The 16,454-nt window shown below is 48.8% G+C and carries 16 protein-coding genes, 8 tRNA genes and 1 rRNA gene; all 25 read left to right on the forward strand.

The features are described 5' to 3' along the window. Positions 1-100 (forward strand): 23S ribosomal RNA (locus MH144_RS25470); the annotation flags it as partial. 82 nt (positions 101-182) lie between these two features. Next, positions 183-274 (forward strand) — tRNA-Ser (locus tag MH144_RS25475). A gap of 42 nt (positions 275-316) precedes the next feature. After that, positions 317-393 (forward strand) — tRNA-Met (locus MH144_RS25480). Between the two features lie 9 nt (positions 394-402). Then, positions 403-478: transfer RNA gene (locus MH144_RS25485), tRNA-Val, on the forward strand. A 5-nt stretch (positions 479-483) separates the two neighbouring features. Then, positions 484-559, forward strand: a tRNA-Thr gene (locus MH144_RS25490). Positions 560-568: 9 nt separating this feature from the next. Further along, a tRNA-Asp gene (locus MH144_RS25495) sits at positions 569-646 on the forward strand. Positions 647-665: 19 nt separating this feature from the next. Beyond that, positions 666-738, forward strand: a tRNA-Phe gene (locus MH144_RS25500). 12 nt (positions 739-750) lie between these two features. Further along, positions 751-836, forward strand: a tRNA-Tyr gene (locus tag MH144_RS25505). A 7-nt stretch (positions 837-843) separates the two neighbouring features. Beyond that, positions 844-916, forward strand: a tRNA-Lys gene (locus MH144_RS25510). Between the two features lie 156 nt (positions 917-1,072). After that, complete coding sequence (locus MH144_RS25515) at positions 1,073-2,266, forward strand: PucR family transcriptional regulator (RefSeq protein ID WP_239305107.1); 1,194 nt, start codon at positions 1,073-1,075, stop codon at positions 2,264-2,266. Between the two features lie 103 nt (positions 2,267-2,369). Then, positions 2,370-3,494: an ABC transporter ATP-binding protein gene (locus MH144_RS25520; RefSeq protein WP_095292957.1), complete on the forward strand. Its 1,125-nt coding sequence runs from the start codon at positions 2,370-2,372 to the stop codon at positions 3,492-3,494. Positions 3,495-3,779: 285 nt separating this feature from the next. Beyond that, a complete protein-coding gene (gene hprK, locus MH144_RS25525) occupies positions 3,780-4,718 on the forward strand; it encodes an HPr(Ser) kinase/phosphatase (RefSeq protein ID WP_095292959.1) in 939 nt (312 codons plus the stop codon). Positions 4,719-4,869: 151 nt separating this feature from the next. Beyond that, on the forward strand, positions 4,870-5,907 hold the full coding sequence (lgt, locus tag MH144_RS25530; protein WP_239305108.1) for a prolipoprotein diacylglyceryl transferase: 1,038 nt from the start codon (positions 4,870-4,872) through the stop codon (positions 5,905-5,907). Positions 5,908-5,913: 6 nt separating this feature from the next. Then, positions 5,914-6,570 (forward strand): pyrophosphatase PpaX, encoded by a 657-nt coding sequence (gene ppaX, locus MH144_RS25535; protein ID WP_239305109.1) that lies wholly within the window; start codon positions 5,914-5,916, stop codon positions 6,568-6,570. After that, a complete protein-coding gene (locus MH144_RS25540) occupies positions 6,567-7,100 on the forward strand; it encodes an acyltransferase (RefSeq protein ID WP_239305110.1) in 534 nt (177 codons plus the stop codon). The genes ppaX and MH144_RS25540 overlap by 4 nt, the downstream gene beginning before the upstream one ends. Positions 7,101-7,579: 479 nt before the next feature. Beyond that, positions 7,580-8,806: an ATP phosphoribosyltransferase regulatory subunit gene (locus MH144_RS25545; RefSeq protein ID WP_239305111.1), complete on the forward strand. Its 1,227-nt coding sequence runs from the start codon at positions 7,580-7,582 to the stop codon at positions 8,804-8,806. A gap of 1 nt (position 8,807) precedes the next feature. Next, a complete protein-coding gene (gene hisG, locus MH144_RS25550) occupies positions 8,808-9,467 on the forward strand; it encodes an ATP phosphoribosyltransferase (protein WP_095292970.1) in 660 nt (219 codons plus the stop codon). A gap of 79 nt (positions 9,468-9,546) precedes the next feature. Further along, on the forward strand, positions 9,547-10,851 hold the full coding sequence (hisD, locus tag MH144_RS25555; protein WP_239305112.1) for a histidinol dehydrogenase: 1,305 nt from the start codon (positions 9,547-9,549) through the stop codon (positions 10,849-10,851). Beyond that, the gene (gene hisB, locus MH144_RS25560; RefSeq protein WP_239305113.1) at positions 10,844-11,473 is read left to right on the forward strand and encodes an imidazoleglycerol-phosphate dehydratase HisB; all 630 of its coding nucleotides are present in this window, start codon (positions 10,844-10,846) and stop codon (positions 11,471-11,473) included. Before hisD ends, hisB begins: the two co-directional genes overlap by 8 nt. A gap of 3 nt (positions 11,474-11,476) precedes the next feature. Continuing rightward, positions 11,477-12,103 (forward strand): imidazole glycerol phosphate synthase subunit HisH, encoded by a 627-nt coding sequence (gene hisH, locus MH144_RS25565; RefSeq protein WP_239305114.1) that lies wholly within the window; start codon positions 11,477-11,479, stop codon positions 12,101-12,103. 136 nt (positions 12,104-12,239) lie between these two features. Then, positions 12,240-12,974, forward strand: a complete 735-nt coding sequence (gene hisA, locus MH144_RS25570; protein ID WP_239305115.1) for a 1-(5-phosphoribosyl)-5-[(5-phosphoribosylamino)methylideneamino]imidazole-4-carboxamide isomerase — start codon at positions 12,240-12,242, stop codon at positions 12,972-12,974. A gap of 27 nt (positions 12,975-13,001) precedes the next feature. Then, positions 13,002-13,763, forward strand: a complete 762-nt coding sequence (gene hisF / locus MH144_RS25575; RefSeq protein ID WP_239305116.1) for an imidazole glycerol phosphate synthase subunit HisF — start codon at positions 13,002-13,004, stop codon at positions 13,761-13,763. After that, positions 13,756-14,484, forward strand: coding sequence for a bifunctional phosphoribosyl-AMP cyclohydrolase/phosphoribosyl-ATP diphosphatase HisIE (hisIE, locus tag MH144_RS25580; protein ID WP_239305117.1), 729 nt, complete (start codon positions 13,756-13,758; stop codon positions 14,482-14,484). Before hisF ends, hisIE begins: the two co-directional genes overlap by 8 nt. Positions 14,485-14,495: 11 nt before the next feature. Further along, positions 14,496-15,335, forward strand: a complete 840-nt coding sequence (gene hisJ / locus MH144_RS25585; RefSeq protein ID WP_239305118.1) for a histidinol-phosphatase HisJ — start codon at positions 14,496-14,498, stop codon at positions 15,333-15,335. A 67-nt stretch (positions 15,336-15,402) separates the two neighbouring features. Next, positions 15,403-16,350, forward strand: a complete 948-nt coding sequence (locus MH144_RS25590) for a ribose-phosphate diphosphokinase (protein ID WP_095362050.1) — start codon at positions 15,403-15,405, stop codon at positions 16,348-16,350. Positions 16,351-16,454 lie beyond the last annotated feature (104 nt).

Consider the following 16,454-nt stretch of genomic DNA (forward strand, 5'->3'; position numbering starts at 1 on the left):
TATGTAAGACCCCTTGAAGACGACGAGGTAGATAGGCTGGGGGTGGAAGTGCAGTAATGCATGGAGCTGACCAGTACTAATCGGTCGAGGGCTTATCCAAATTGCAGGTTTTAAGTCGCAAATTTCGTTTCGGATCTAGTTTTCAGGGAGCAATCCTTGTTATATTGTTTGATTGACTGTTTGGAGAGATACCCAAGTGGCTATAAGGGGACCCTCTGCTAAGGGGTTAGACTGCGTAAGCGGTGCGAGGGTTCGAATCCCTCTCTCTCCGCCATCTTTATCCTAAGATGGACAAGCAATCAGTGTTTATTAATATGGCGGTGTAGCTCAGCTGGCTAGAGCGTACGGTTCATACCCGTGAGGTCGGGGGTTCGATCCCCTCCGCCGCTACCATATTACCCAGGAGGCTTAGCTCAGCTGGGAGAGCATCTGCCTTACAAGCAGAGGGTCGGGGGTTCGAGCCCCTCAGCCTCCACCATATACGCCGGTGTAGCTCAACTGGTAGAGCAACTGACTTGTAATCAGTAGGTTGGGGGTTCAAGTCCTCTCGCCGGCACCATTAATGCCTGGAACCGTGGTGTAGTTGGCCTAACATGCCTGCCTGTCACGCAGGAGATCGCGGGTTCGAATCCCGTCGGTTCCGCCATTAATCTAAAATTAAATAAGGCTCGGTAGCTCAGTCGGTAGAGCAGAGGACTGAAAATCCTCGTGTCGGCGGTTCGATTCCGTCCCGAGCCACCTTTTAATCCTGGAGGATTAGCGAAGTGGCCAAACGCATCAGACTGTAAATCTGCTCCCGTACGGGTTCGGTGGTTCGAATCCATCATCCTCCACCAGTTTTACGAGTCATTAGCTCAGTTGGTAGAGCACCTGACTTTTAATCAGGGTGTCGAAGGTTCGAGCCCTTCATGACTCATCTTGTTAGAAAGAGCGATTAATCATTAATTTGATTAATCGCTCTTTTTGTATATTTGAAAATGAAATAGCTGATTACAGATGCAAGGCATCGAAGGCGATGTATTGTAAGATATGATAAAATAATAGAAAAAAGCAAAGTGGTGGCGTTCATTATATGAAGCTCATACTTGGTCTTAAACAACAAATTGAATCCATTATCGGTACTAGCTTGGACGAATACGAGATTACTGTAGAAGAATGGAATCAATCTGCTATGCAATTAATCGATTGGGAACAGGATCAAAGCGGTCTACTTGAGATGGAAGCTCCCGTGGAAGGACAACCTAATCAGGAGTTGGCTTCTGGCGCGATAGCGAGTGTGAAGAGTTTAAATACAGAGGAACGTATCTACTTTAAAGTTAAGTTAAAAGAGAATGAAGGCACTTTAGTATGTTGGGGTTGCTCTGCTGGTTCCATAACAATGGAAACAAGGCGCTTAATTGAATTACTGATTACTAACAGTGCAGACAGATTAGCTGAAGAACTGCCAGTGATATATGAGAATAATCGAGAACAGGAACTTGCTGAATTGGGGAAGTGGCTGAGGCAGAAGATAGAGCACCCCACGGAGCAGGAATCCATTCCGGAACAGTTTTCATTTCGGGATGAGATGCATTCTGAAAAGATCCCGTTTCTGCTGCAATGTGAGACACCAGACGCCCACCGTATTCGTTCAAAGGAATTGAACAAGTTGCTGGGGAGTTATTTTGGTGAGGACATTATGCTGATTCCTCTGGGAGAGCAGGACTGGCTCTTTCTGAGTGATGAGCAAATTGTGACAGGTGAAGCGGAAGAGGATACTCTCGAAGCAAAAAAGGATTTACTAAATGCTTTTTGTTTAGGGCTATACGAGTTGGTGGCGAGTGAATGGGCAGGTGTGTTTCATTTGTCTGCGTCTATGCCGTGTATTCCGGTACATGAGTTATCGACAATTACAGGTCTGCTTCAAGAGAGTATTCATTTGGGGAGAGCATTTCATGTGGCTCAGCATATTCACTTACCATGGGAACTGCATCTTGAGCGATTGGTGGCAAGTATTCCTGAACAGCAGCGTCTTCGTTTTATCAAGGAGACGGGTAAGGATACGGTGATCTTTGAGGATAGTGAGACACTTGCAACACTGGAGACCTATTTTAGTCTGGACTGCAATGTCAGTGAGACAGCAAAGCGCCTTTTCATCCATCGCAATACGCTTGTTTACCGTCTGGACAAGATCAAACAGGAGATTGGTTATGATGTAAGAAGCTTTGAAAGTGCTGTTCTGGTGCGGCTTTTGCTCCTTATGTACAAAGTGACGAAAAAGCTCTGATATTTTTGTGCAGTTTGCGAATAGTCAAACATCACATGGATGGGTTAATATAAAACTACAAAATGTATTCGATTACAAAATGATCTCTGAGGAGGCAACAATCATGGCTGGTGTACGTTTAGAGCATATTTTCAAAAAATACCCGGGTTCTGATAAAGCAACAGTAGTTGATATTAACCTGGACATCAAAGATAAAGAATTCTTGGTACTGGTTGGTCCGTCCGGTTGTGGTAAATCAACAACACTGCGTATGATCGCAGGCCTTGAGGAAATTTCTGAAGGTAAACTCTATATCGGTGACCGTGTCGTTAATGATGTTGCTCCTAAAGACCGCGATATCGCGATGGTATTCCAATCCTATGCCTTGTATCCGCATATGAGCGTATATCAAAACATGGCGTTTGGTTTGAAACTGCGTAAAGTGAAAAAAGACGAAATCGACAAACGTGTTCGTGAAGCAGCTAAAATCCTGGATATCGAGCATCTGCTTGAGCGTAAACCTAAGGCATTGTCCGGTGGTCAACGTCAGCGTGTCGCTCTGGGACGTGCGATTGTCCGTGATCCACAAGTCTTCTTGATGGATGAGCCTCTTTCCAACTTGGATGCGAAACTTCGTGGTCAGATGCGTGCGGAAATCACAAAGCTTGCTAAACGTTTGGAAACAACAGTTATCTACGTAACGCATGACCAGATCGAAGCCATGACAATGGGTGATCGGATCGTCGTTATGAAAGATGGTATCATTCAACAAGCAGCTTCTCCTGAAGAGCTGTACAACCACCCGGCTAACCTGTTCGTAGCAGGTTTCATCGGTTCCCCGACAATGAACTTCATCTCGGGTAAACTGGCTGAGCAAGGTGCTAACCTGCACTTCGTAGCTCCAGGCGTAGACGTTGAAATCCCGCAAGGTAAAGCACAAGTGCTGAAATCTAGAGGATACATTGGCAAGGAAGTTATTCTGGGTGTTCGTCCAGAAGACATCCACGAAGAGCCAGTATTCCTGGAAGCATCCCCGAACTCTGTATTCTCTACACATGTAGACGTAACAGAGAACCTGGGTCACGAAATGCTCCTCTACTTGAGCGGTGTGGGTAACGATACAACTATCGCACGTGTAGATGGTCGTTCCAATACTCGTGATGGTTCCACAGTTAAAATGGCAATTGACATGAACAAGGTTCATATCTTTGACAAAGAGACTGAAGTGAACGTTCTCCTTCAAGACTAATCATACTGGGATTCCTCGGATCCGATGGAACATCAGTTAACGCAATTATACATTGTATTCAGAGCCCCTTCCGTTGTTGCTGGAAGGGGCTTTTTTGATTAATGGGCGGCCGTGGCCCGCGATTGCATTCAACACTGAATTCATTTAAGATTATTTGAAGGCTGGTTTTGTTTTGTAAAGTCTGTAACCTGAACAAACAAAATGAATGCGCTAATAATGGAATGGAATTGACGCAAAAATGCTGATGTACATAGAGAGGCAGCGAATGCTGAAAGGAAGAGACAAATGGCGAAAAAAGTGAAAGTATCTGAATTGGTACAGCAGTTCCAGCTTGAGGTCGTTTCCGGATCTCAAGGTTTGAAGAGAGTAATTACAGTAGATGACTTAAACCGTCCTGGCCTCGAAATGGCCGGTTATTTTGAATACCATCCACAAGAACGGGTACAGCTGCTTGGGAGAACAGAGCTGGCCTTTTTTGCAATGTTACCTGAAGCAGAACGTCGTGACCGGATGCAGCGTCTATGCACGGAAGAAACACCTTGTATCTTGGTGACTCGCGGACTGGAAGTACCACAGGAACTTATCGAGATCAGTGAGGAGCAGAATCTGGCTGTGCTTCGCAGCAACATGGCAACGACAATTCTGTCCAGCCGTATTACCGGCTTCCTGGAGCGTAAGCTTGCGCCAACGGCAACAATTCATGGCGTACTGTGCGATGTGAACGGAGTTGGTATGCTGATTACTGGCAGCAGTGGTATTGGTAAGAGTGAGACGGCACTTGAATTGGTGAAGCGTGGACACCGCCTGATTGCCGATGATGCAGTTGAAATCCGTCAGACATCAGACTTCCAGCTGCACGGAACCGCACCTGAGCTTATCCGTCACCTGCTTGAGATTCGGGGAGTCGGGATTATCAACGTGATGACACTATTTGGTGCAGGAGCTGTGCGTAACAATAAACGAATTACCCTGGTAGTGCGTCTTGAAGCTTGGCAGCAGGATAAGCAATATGATCGCCTCGGTCTGGATGAGGAAACAACACGAATCATCGATACGGATGTACCGCTTGTAACCATTCCTGTTCGTCCAGGACGAAACTTGGCTGTCATTATTGAAGTAGCGGCGATGAACTATCGTCTCAAGCAAATGGGGCTTAACGCTGCCCTGCAATTTACGAACAAGCTGACAGCAACGATCTCAGAAGATATGGAAGACATGGACTAGGATCTTAGAAATAATTCGAGAAATCCAGGAACATGATTTAAACGTATTAAAAATTAAGACCAAGGCTGGCCTGCTCTACTTCTTACGGAATTTGGAGCAGGTCCCATTTGGTCATGCATACAGATGAGTGAATTTATAGGAGTGTGAATGAATGGATACATTATTACTGTTGAACCCCATTGCGTTCTCCATTGGAGCGTTAAAGGTTCACTGGTATGGGCTTATTCTCGGTACGGCGGCACTAGTAGGGCTGCTGCTGGTTATCCGGGAGGGCAAACGGTACAACATACCGCAGGAAGTATTTATGGATATGGTCCTGCTGGGTGTACCTTCTGCCATTATCGGAGCTCGTATATACTACGTAGCATTCCGATGGGATGATTATAAGGATAATTTCTGGGATGTCTTTAAGATATGGAATGGTGGTATCGCCATATATGGTGCGCTGATTGGTGCAATCATTTGTGCCGTCATTTTCTTCCGACGTAAAGGGTACAATTTTTGGCGTATGGCTGACATTTGCGCACCTGGACTCATTGTTGGTCAGATGATTGGACGCTGGGGGAACTTTGTAAACCAGGAAGCCTACGGTGGACCGGTGGAAGAGTCCTTTTTACGGGACAAGCTGCATTTGCCAGACTTTATCGTCAATCAGATGAATGTGGAAGGTGTATTCCATCATCCAGCATTTTTGTATGAGTCGTTATGGAGTCTTGTTGGCTTGGTTCTGTTGTTGGTTCTTCGCCGGCAGAAGTTTCTGCGTGCTGGTGAGTTGTTCATGTCCTACTTTATCTGGTACTCCATCGGTCGTTTCTTCATTGAAGCTCTGCGTACAGACAGTCTGGGCTTCCAGGCACCTCAATGGCTTGCGTCGCTCGTCAACGGTCTATGGTCTCCAATGACTGCACTGGGCTTCGAACAGGGTTATCTGGATCCAGCCTACGGTAACGTAAGAATCTCGCAATTGCTCGGCATTGGCATCATTATTGCAGCTATCATATTTATCGTAGTGAGAAGAGTAACAGGGAAAGCCGATGCGCGTTATAGCGATCCGATTGTATCTTCCAAGGTCTCATCTGAACCGACGGATGATATGCCGCAAGCAGGCCCGGTTGCCAGCAAAGAAAGTAAGGCAAGCCCAAGTCCCGCTAAAGAGGAGACGAAGCAAGCTGAGGATAAAAAGGAGTAATGCAGCATGATTGAAACGGTACTATTTGATCTCGACGGGACCATTATTGATACAAATGAGCTGATTATCAGCTCGTTCCAACACGTCATGGAAGGATGGGAGCATTCTGCACCGTGGACGCGTGAGCAGATTATTCCGCATATGGGAGGCACCCTGGAGCAGCAGATGCGTACCTTCTCAGGACAGGAGGAGGTGGCCGAGTACGTTAAAGGGTACCGTGCATATAACGATATCCATCATGAAGCGATGGTAAGACCTTTCCCGCATGTAACTGAGGTCGTTGAGGCTCTGCACCAAGCCGGTATCGTGATGGGAGTAGTGACAACCAAGATCCGCCCATCTACACTTAAAGTGTTGGAACGTTTTGACCTGATGAAATATATGAAATCCATTGTAACGGTAACCGATGTAACTCATCCGAAACCCCATGCTGAACCTGTACTTAAAGCGATGGAGGAGCTGGGTGCAGACCCGGCCAAAACGCTGATGGTTGGGGATAGCCCGGTTGATATCCAATCCGCCCAAAATGCAGGTGCACTTGCAGCGGGCGTTGCCTGGTCTCTTAAGGGTGAAGCAGCGTTAAGTAAATATGGCCCAGATTATATATTGCATGACATGAAGGACTTGCTTGCGCTGACCCGTATTGAAACGGGACGTTCATGAGAAAAGTCACCCGCTATCCAGTAGAGGGTCACAACGCACTCTGGCATATCTACAAGACGGTAAGTCCGTGGAAGGGTGTTCGCAACTTTATATGGATTCAGTTGTCACGGTATTGCCCGATTCTTCCAGTGAAGAACTGGATCTATCGCCACATGCTCGGTATGAAGGTGGGCAAACATACAGCGTTTGGACTGATGGTTATGGTCGATGTGTTCTTCCCCGAGAAGATCACAGTCGGCGAAAACTCAGTCATCGGTTATAACACAACGATTCTCGCGCATGAGTACCTCATTAAAGAGTACAGATTGGGAGAAGTCATTATCGGTGAAAATGTGCTGATCGGTGCCAACACGACAATTCTCCCCGGGGTAACCATCGGGGATGGAGCAGTGGTCGCTGCAGGAGCGGTCGTTCACAAGGATGTAGCCCCAGGAGCTTTTGTCGGTGGCAATCCGCTTCGTGAACTATCGCGCAACGTGGATACCAGTGAAGTGGAGCTTCTCGTCAAAATGGATGAGCGTGTCCATTAGGGTGGCACGAAAGGGTATAGCATTGGACAGCCGATGAAGTTATGAGGAGTCGTCCAAAATACATGATATACAGAGGCACACGGCAATTGTGCCTCTGATGAGATAAGCTGCTGATGGCAGCTTTTTTCGTATACAGATGTTGTGGGAGAGGACTTGTTTGTACGGAGATGAACGATATGGTAGAGCAAGTATGTCGAGGGACTGTATTGTTGACGATGAGGAGTCATTCATGTTATCATATCCCATATCCTTTAGTTTGTTAGCACTTTACCATATGAAAGTATTATGAAGTAGTAATAACGTATCATCAAATCAGAACAGATAAAGAATGCATCAAGAAGGCTACCCGGCAGCATCTGAACACAGTCCCTTAATTAAGGGTAATAGAAGATGGAATCGGGATTTACGATACATAAATCCTACTTAAGATAAAGCTAAAGCCCATAAACCAAACTACTGACTCGGGGTGAATGATACCAATGTCCAAACCAAAAGGCTTCGAAAAACCGACAGGTTTTCGTGACTATACACCGCTTGTGGTAAACAAGCTGAGAACCATTGAACGGAATGTACTGGAATGTATGGAGCGCTGGGGTTACCGCCAGATTATAACGCCAACGATTGAATATTACGATACGGTGGGAGTGGCGAGTTCGACTTCGGATCGAAAATTGTTCAAACTGCTGAATAGCCGGGGAACTACACTTGTACTTAGATCGGATCTGACAGCACCCATTGCGCGTGTAGTATCTTCTCTATTAAAAGATGAACAGCTCCCGTTACGTCTGTCTTATCATGCGAATGTGTTTCGTTCCATTGAAGAAGAAGCCGGACGTGAGGCGGAATTCTTCCAGACAGGTGTAGAACTGGTTGGAGATGACTCACCAGAGGCAGATGCTGAAGTCGTTGCGCTCGCGATTGCCTCGCTGCAGGCAGCGGGTGTGTCTTCTTTTAAAATAGCGATGGGTCATATGGGTTTTCTAAACGGGCTACTGGAGGAAGTCATTCCAGGGCAGACGGCACAACAAGCCGCACTCAAAGAAGGGTTGCTCGGACGCGATTATGTTGGATATCGCCAGTCAATCGAGGAGCTCAATCTGGAACCAAAACCGAAAGAACAATTGGAAGCCATTCTGCGGTTGCGTGGCGGGAAAGAAGTATGTGCACATGCAGCAGAACTTAGCTCCAGTGCTGAAGCAGCGCAATCAATTGCTCATCTGTGTGCTGTCTTTGAAGTACTGGAAGCCTATGGTGTATCGGAACATGTATTGATTGACCTGACGATGATCGGGGATTTCTCCTATTATACAGGCATGACCTTCGAAGGTTATGCGGCAGAACTGGGATCACCGGTGTGCAGCGGGGGACGATATGACAATCTGCTGCAGCAGTTTGGTCGCTCGCTTCCTGCAACGGGATTTGCGCTGAAAACGAACCGGATCATCGATGGAGTGCACGGCATTACAATGGAAGAGAACAAACCTGTGCTTATCCAGTATGACAAGGCACGCCGAGCAGAAGCATTGGCGGAAGCGGCCCGTTTACGGAGCGGCGGGCAAAACGTGGTGACTAGCCTTCTATCGGATCATGAAGTAACAGAACCAGCAGCAGAAGTGGTTGAAACATCAGGTGGTAGCTCAGTACGTTCGGCAAGGGACGTCTACGATCAGGTTATCACCTATCAAGCTGAACAAGGAGGACGCTGAGATGTCGGATATTTTGAAGGTAGCCATGCCTAAGGGCCGGATCTATAAAAAAGCTTCGAAGCTCTTCCGTGAAGCGGGCCTCGATATTCCTGTTGATGTGGACGATACACGCAAATTGGTCATTGAAGTACCCGAAGCAGGAATGGAGTTCATCATGGCGAAGCCTGTTGATGTGCCAACGTATGTGGAATACGGTGTAGCGGATATCGGGATTGTCGGTAAGGACGTACTGCTTGAGGAAAATCGGGACGTCTACGAACTGCTGAATCTGGGGATTGCACAGTGCCGCATGTCAGTTATCGGTCTGCCGGATTGGACACCGGGTATCCAGCAGCGTGTGGCGACGAAATACCCGAGAATTGCCTCACAATATTTTCGCGAACAGGGTCAGCAGGTGGAAGTCATCAAGTTGAACGGTTCCATTGAACTTGCACCTCTGATCGGGCTGGCTGACCGGATTGTGGATCTGGTGGAGACAGGACAGACACTGCGTGAGAATGGATTGGTTGAGATGACAGGCATTCTGGATATCACGAGCCGCCTTATCGCGAACCGAGTGAGTTATCGGATGAAAAATGGACGGATTCAGGCATTATGCGATGCATTGCAGCAGGTCATTCCGGCGCCTAATGAATTTTCGGCAGGAAGCCTTCAAGGATAAAAGATCGGGCAACAAAGATTAGAGGAATGGATGAACACTTATGGCTGACATGAAATACTGGGCCAGGGAGGTAGAAGGCATGAAAATTGTACCTGCACGGGAATTTGATCTGAAGCGTGAAGTGGAGTACGGTACACCTGAGCAAAATGAGACGGTTCGACGCATTGTCAGTGACATCCGCCGGGAAGGGGATGCGGCCCTGCTGCGCTATACGGAGGAGCTGGACCGCACGAAACTGACTGCTGCGGCCCTGCGCGTGCCACAGGAAGAGCTTCAGGCTGCCTACGCTGCTGTAGAACCTTCCTTTGTGACGGCGATTCGGCAAGCTGCCGCCAACATTCGAGCGTTTCACGTGAAACAGAAACGTAACTCGTGGATGGATTGGCAGCCGGACGGCAGTCTGTTGGGCCAGGTCATCCGGCCGCTGAAACGGGTCGGGGTGTATGTGCCTGGCGGCAAAGCAGCATATCCTTCGTCGGTGCTGATGAATGTCATTCCGGCACAGGTTGCAGGCGTGCCGGAGATTGTTATGGTGACGCCGCCGGCAACCAACGGCGGCGAGGGTATTGACCCGTACATTCTCGTAGCTGCTGCGGAAGCAGGCGTGAATGAGATGTACCGGGTTGGCGGCGCGCAGGCCATCGCCGCCCTGGCTTACGGCACGGAGAGCATTGCCCCGGTCGACAAGATCTGTGGACCGGGTAATATCTACGTGGCGCTCGCGAAGCGCGAGGTCTACGGCGCGGTCGACATCGATAGTATCGCCGGGCCGAGTGAAATTGTGGTGCTCGCCGATGAAACGGCGAACCCGGTGTATGTCGCCGCAGACTTGTTGTCGCAGGCGGAACATGACGAGATGGCATCGGCCATTCTCGTCACGACCTCGGCCGTGCTGGCGGAAGCCGTGCAGGCCGAAGTGCAGCGCCAGCTTGAGGCGCTACCGCGGAAGGCGATCGCCGCTGCTTCAGTGGAGCAGTATGGCGCGATTATTGTGGTTGATTCCATGGATGAAGGCATCGATGTGGTGAACCGGCTTGCACCAGAGCATCTGGAGATTCTGGTGCAGGAGCCGATGGCTTATGCCGGCCGGATCGAAAATGCCGGCGCGATCTTCCTCGGCGAGTACAGCTCGGAGCCGGTAGGAGATTATTTTGCGGGACCGAATCATATCATTCCAACAAACGGAACTGCACGATTCAGTTCTCCGGTAGACGTGGATGACTTTATTAAGAAATCAAGTTTGATCTACTATAGCAAGGAAGCGCTGCTTCAAAACGGAGCGGCTATCATAGAACTGGCCCGCCATGAAGGGCTTGAAGGGCACGCCCGTGCAATCGCTGTACGGTTAGAACAGGAAGGGAAGGCGGAATCGGACAATGGATAAGCAAAATAACGGAGTAGAGCTTGAAACTACAGGTGCTGTGCGCCAGGCAGAGGTTGACCGCAAGACGAATGAAACCAACATTCAATTGGCTTTTGCCGTAGATGGTACAGGGCAATCGACGATTGAGACAGACGTTCCTTTCCTGAACCATATGCTCGATCTCTTCACGAAGCACGGACAATTCGATCTGAATGTACAGGCGCGTGGCGACATTGATATTGATGATCATCACACCGTTGAGGATATCGGAATTTGTCTGGGGCAGACCCTTCGCGAGGCGCTCGGTGACAAACGGGGCATCAAGCGTTATGCGAGCGTATTTGTTCCAATGGATGAGGCACTTGCTCAGGTTATCATTGATGTCAGCAACAGACCTCACTTCGAGTATCGTGCGGAGTATCCATCCCAGCAAGTGGGCAGCTTCTCGACGGAACTGGTGCATGAATTTCTGTGGAAACTGACGCTGGAGGCGCGAATTACGCTGCACGTCATTGTACACTATGGCCAGAACACACATCACATGATTGAAGCGATCTTTAAGGCATTGGGACGTGCACTGGATGAAGCAACGATGATCGATCCACGTGTAACGGGCGTGCCTTCCACGAAGGGAGTGCTGTAGACGATGGCGATTGCAATTGTCGATTACGGTATGGGGAACCTGCACAGCGTCGGCAAAGCGGTCGAACGTCTTGGCTATGAAGCGCTGGTGACAGGTGACAGGGAAACGATTTTACAGGCAGACGGGGTCATCCTGCCCGGCGTAGGTGCATTTGGTGATGCAATGGAGCACCTGCGGGAGAGTGGATTGGACGCTGTTGTGAAAGAAGCAGCAGCTGGAACGAAACCGCTGCTTGGGATCTGTCTGGGCATGCAGCTTCTCTTCAGTTCCAGTGAGGAACATGGGGAGCATAAAGGCTTGGATATCTTGCCAGGAAAAGTGGTTCGTTTTGCAGCAGGAGAGCTGAAGGTACCTCATATGGGCTGGAATCGACTGGAGTTCCTTCATTCGGAAAACCCTCTTTTTGAAGGCCTTGAAGCCGGACATGTTTATTTTGTTCACTCCTATCATGCACGTACCGAAGTGGAAAGTGATTTGCTGGCAGTAACGGATTACGGACACCCGGTTACAGCCATAGTGGGAAGAGGAAGCAACTTCGGCATGCAGTTTCACCCGGAGAAGAGTGGTGAACTGGGCATGAAACTGCTCGGAAACTTCCTGGCTTTGACAGGCAAGCCGAATCAGAAATAAATCGGATTCCTGAGCAGGAGACCGGTTTAGATTAAAGCTATGCTATGAAGGATAGGTAGCCCCTATCCTACTATTGATAAGCAGTCATACTCATATAGATGGACAAACCAATAATGAACAAATCAGGAGGCCTTGTATGTCATCTTTTATCATATATCCGGCAATTGATATCCGGGACGGCAAATGTGTAAGACTGGTGCAGGGGGATTACAATCAGGAGACGGTATATAATGATGACCCTGTACAGGTTGCCCTTTCCTGGGAGAAGCAAGGTGGTACATACGTTCATCTAGTTGATCTGGATGGTGCAAAGGCGGGTCACCCCGTAAATGACGAACTCATTGGTCGCATTGCATCCGTAGTGAACGTGCCTGTTCAGGTAGGCGGGGGACTCCGCACCGTAGCTGATGTTGAACGCTTGCTGGGTCTTGGCGTAAGCCGGCTCATTATCGGAACAGCAGCAATTGAAGATCGGGCATTTACCGAAGAAGTGTTGGGACGTTATGGAGATAAAGTAGCAATTGGTATTGATGCCCGAAACGGTTATGTGGCTACTCGTGGCTGGCTGGAAACATCTGAGGTGCAAGCTGAAGTACTGGCGAAAGAACTCGCGGCATTTGGTGCCGAGACGTTTATCTTCACAGACATTTCCCGTGATGGAATGATGCAGGGGCCAAATGTGGAAGCCATTGTATCTCTCGCCAAAGCGAGCGGACGTAATGTTATCGCTTCCGGAGGTGTCAGTGTGATGGATGATCTGCTTCGCCTGAGCCGTCATGCGGAGGATGGAATCGGAGGAGCAATCGTTGGTAAGGCGCTGTATACCGGCAGCATCGATCTGTCCGAAGCAGTGCGCGCAGTCAACAAGTAAAGGAACTGGGTAGAGAGGAAGAGGAGTATGCTGGCAAAAAGAATTATCCCCTGTCTGGACGTTAAGGACGGCCGGGTTGTCAAAGGCGTTAACTTCGTGAATCTCCGCGATGCGGGTGATCCGGTCGAGCTGGCAGCACTGTATGACCGTGAAGGTGCAGACGAACTGGTATTTCTCGATATTTCAGCTTCTGTAGAAGGTCGCGAAACGATGGAAGAAGTGGTACGACAGACCGCTGGTGAAATCGCCATCCCCTTCACTGTTGGTGGTGGAATTTCCAAAGTTGAAGACATGAAGCGCATACTGCGTGCGGGTGCAGACAAAATTGCAGTCAACACGGCTGCTGTGCTGACTCCACAGCTGATTGCCGACGGTGCTCGCCGCTTCGGTTCCCAGTGTATTGTAGTGGCAGTAGACGCCAAGTACAATGAAGCCTGGGGAGAGTGGGAGGTCTACACTCATGGAGGACGGAAACCTTCAGGAATCAAGGCGTTGGAATGGGTGAAACAGGCTGAGGAACTGGGAGCCGGCGAAATTTTGCTGACCAGCATGGATGCGGATGGAACCAAAGATGGATTTGACCTGAAGCTGACTGCTGCTGTATCCGAATCAGTGCGAATTCCTGTCATTGCCTCAGGCGGTGCAGGTAAGGAATCTCATTTCTACGACGTGTTTACCGCTGGCAAAGCAGATGCAGGACTTGCGGCAACGATATTTCATTATAAAGAGATCGCTGTACCGGCGTTAAAACAACATTTGAGAGAACAAGGGGTGGAGATCCGTGAGTAATGTAAGTAATGAGATCAGGGAGCGCTTATCCCTGGAGCAGGTTGTAGAGCATATCCGCTGGAGTGATGGTCTGGTACCTGCAATCGTGCAGGATTCCGAGACACGACAAGTGTTAATGATGGCTTATATGAACCGGGAATCGTTGAAGTTGTCGCTAGAATCGGGAGAAACCTGGTTCTGGTCACGTTCACGCCAGGAATTGTGGCACAAAGGCGCTACGTCTGGGAACGTACAGACGATTACCTCACTGAAGTACGATTGTGATGGGGATACGCTGCTGGTAGAGGTTAAACCAAACGGTCCTGCTTGCCATACCGGTGAAGTGACCTGTTTCCATAATGAAATTGTGGGACTACCACAGAAATCTACAGAACAATCCGAAAATGAGACAAACACAGACTCTTCAGAATCAAGAGCCGAAGGCCGCTTTGACGTACTTGCTGAGCTTGAATCCGTCATTGCTGAACGTGAAGTGGAACGTCCGGAAGGTGCATATACCACGTATCTGTTTGATAAGGGCGTTGATAAAATATTGAAAAAAATCGGTGAAGAAGCGTCCGAAACGATCATCGCCGCCAAAAATAAAGATAATGACGAGCTTCGACTTGAGGTCAGTGACCTGATGTATCACTTGCTTGTTCTATTGCAAGAGCGCAAGCTTCCGCTGGACGACATTATGGCTGAGCTGAGCCGCCGTCATGAACGGCCACGCCGCGATTAGGGGGTGCTCTAATGCGCATTGATTATCACACTCACCATGAGCGCTGCGGTCATGCTGTCGGCAAGCTTGAGGCTTATGTACAGCGAGGCGTGGAGATTGGACTGTCCCAGATTGGGCTGTCTGATCACATGCCTTTGCTGCATATAAATCCAGCTGATTATTATCCCGAAATGGCAATGCCAATGGAAGAACTGCCTCGTTATGTAGAGGAATGTTTCTCGCTGAAAGAGCGGTACCGCGGACAGATTGATGTACGTGTTGGCCTGGAGGGCGATTACATCGAAGGGTGGGAGTCCGAAATCCGGTCGATCATTGAGCGTTATCCTTGGGACTACATTATCGGTTCGGTTCATTTCCTTGGGGAATGGGACATCACTGACTTCCGCCAGACCCATCACTGGGAAGGCAAAGATATTTTAGACGTATATCGTCAGTATTACGATGCTGTAAGTAAAGCAGCTGCTACGGGTATGTACGATATTATGGGGCACACCGATGTTATTAAGCGTTTTGGTTTCACTCCCTCACCGGAGCAGACGGAAGAGCGTATTGCACTAGAGGACGCTGCTCTGCAAGCCATTGCGAAGAGTGGCTGTGCTATGGAGCTTAATGCGTCGGGTTTGTCGAAGCCATGTGCTGAGATGTTCCCTAGTCGCCGGATGTTAACAGAAGCCATTAATCTGGGTATCCCGCTCACCCTTGGTTCTGATGCCCACGACCCACTTAAACTGGGTGAACATTTGCCTGAAGCCGAGAAGCTTCTGCATGAGCTGGGTTGTACGGAGGTGGCTGTTTTTGAAAGCCGCCGCCGCTCTTTCGTTCCTTTAAATGTATTAGGCAGTGGGGTATAATGAGGTTAGGAAATAACCTTGTTCAATAAGGGATTATATAGGGAATCTAACCCTCGGGAGGGGCATTATGCAACATTCGTTACGTATTTTTTCCGGTTCATCGAACCCCAAGCTGGCAGAACAGGTATGTGACAAGCTGGGTGTACAGTTGGGCAAAATCAAGCTGTCCCGGTTCAAGAGCGGAGAAATATACGTTCATTACGAAGAAACCATCCGTAACTGTGATGTGTTTCTGGTCCAGTCACTGTCTCATCCGATTAACGAGCTGTTTGTCGAACTGCTCGTGATGATTGATGCAGCCAAACGGGCTTCTGCCCGCACAGTGAATATTATCGTTCCCTATTACGGATATGCTCGTCAAGAGCGCAAGTCTGCACCACGTGAGCCGATCTCGGCTAAGATGGTAGCAGATGTCCTGACGACAGCCGGTGCCAACCGGGTGGTGACGATTGATTTGCATGCAGCAGCGATCCAGGGCTTCTTCAATATTCCTGTCGATCATATGACATCACTTGATCTGATAAGCGAGTACCTGCTCAGCAAAGGCATTGAGAATCCGGTGGTCGTATCCCCGGATGCAGGACGGGCTTCCATGGCGGAGAAGCTGGCCAATCGGTTGGACTCACCTTTTGCCATTATGATCAAAAAGCGACCGAGCCACAATGAATCCATCATTACCCATGTGATTGGAGATGTGGAAGGACGCACGCCGATTATCATTGAGGATCTGATTGATACAGGAACGACGATTTTGAATGTTGTGGAAGGGTTGAAGGAACGTGGTTCCAAAAATGTGTATGTATGTGCGACACACGGCCTGTTCTCCGATAATGCGCTAAGCAAGCTTAATCATCCATCCATAGCCGAAGTGGTTGTCACAGATTCCATTGCGCTGCCTGATGACCATCCGGAGTGCTTCAAAGTCCTGCCTGTTGCGCCAATGCTGGCACGAGCTGTTCGCATTATTGTGGATGGCGGATCCATGGCGACATTGTTTAGAGATTCGGGAATCTAAAGTGTTCATGAAGATTTGCTGTTCCGTGTTTGAGTAGTTAGCTGCTCAGCACGGTTTTTTGTTTTGCCGAAATTGTTATGAACTGCTTGACGCTATAATTCTCT

This window comes from Paenibacillus sp. ACRRY, assembly GCF_022346995.1.
Classification (GTDB): domain Bacteria; phylum Bacillota; class Bacilli; order Paenibacillales; family Paenibacillaceae; genus Paenibacillus.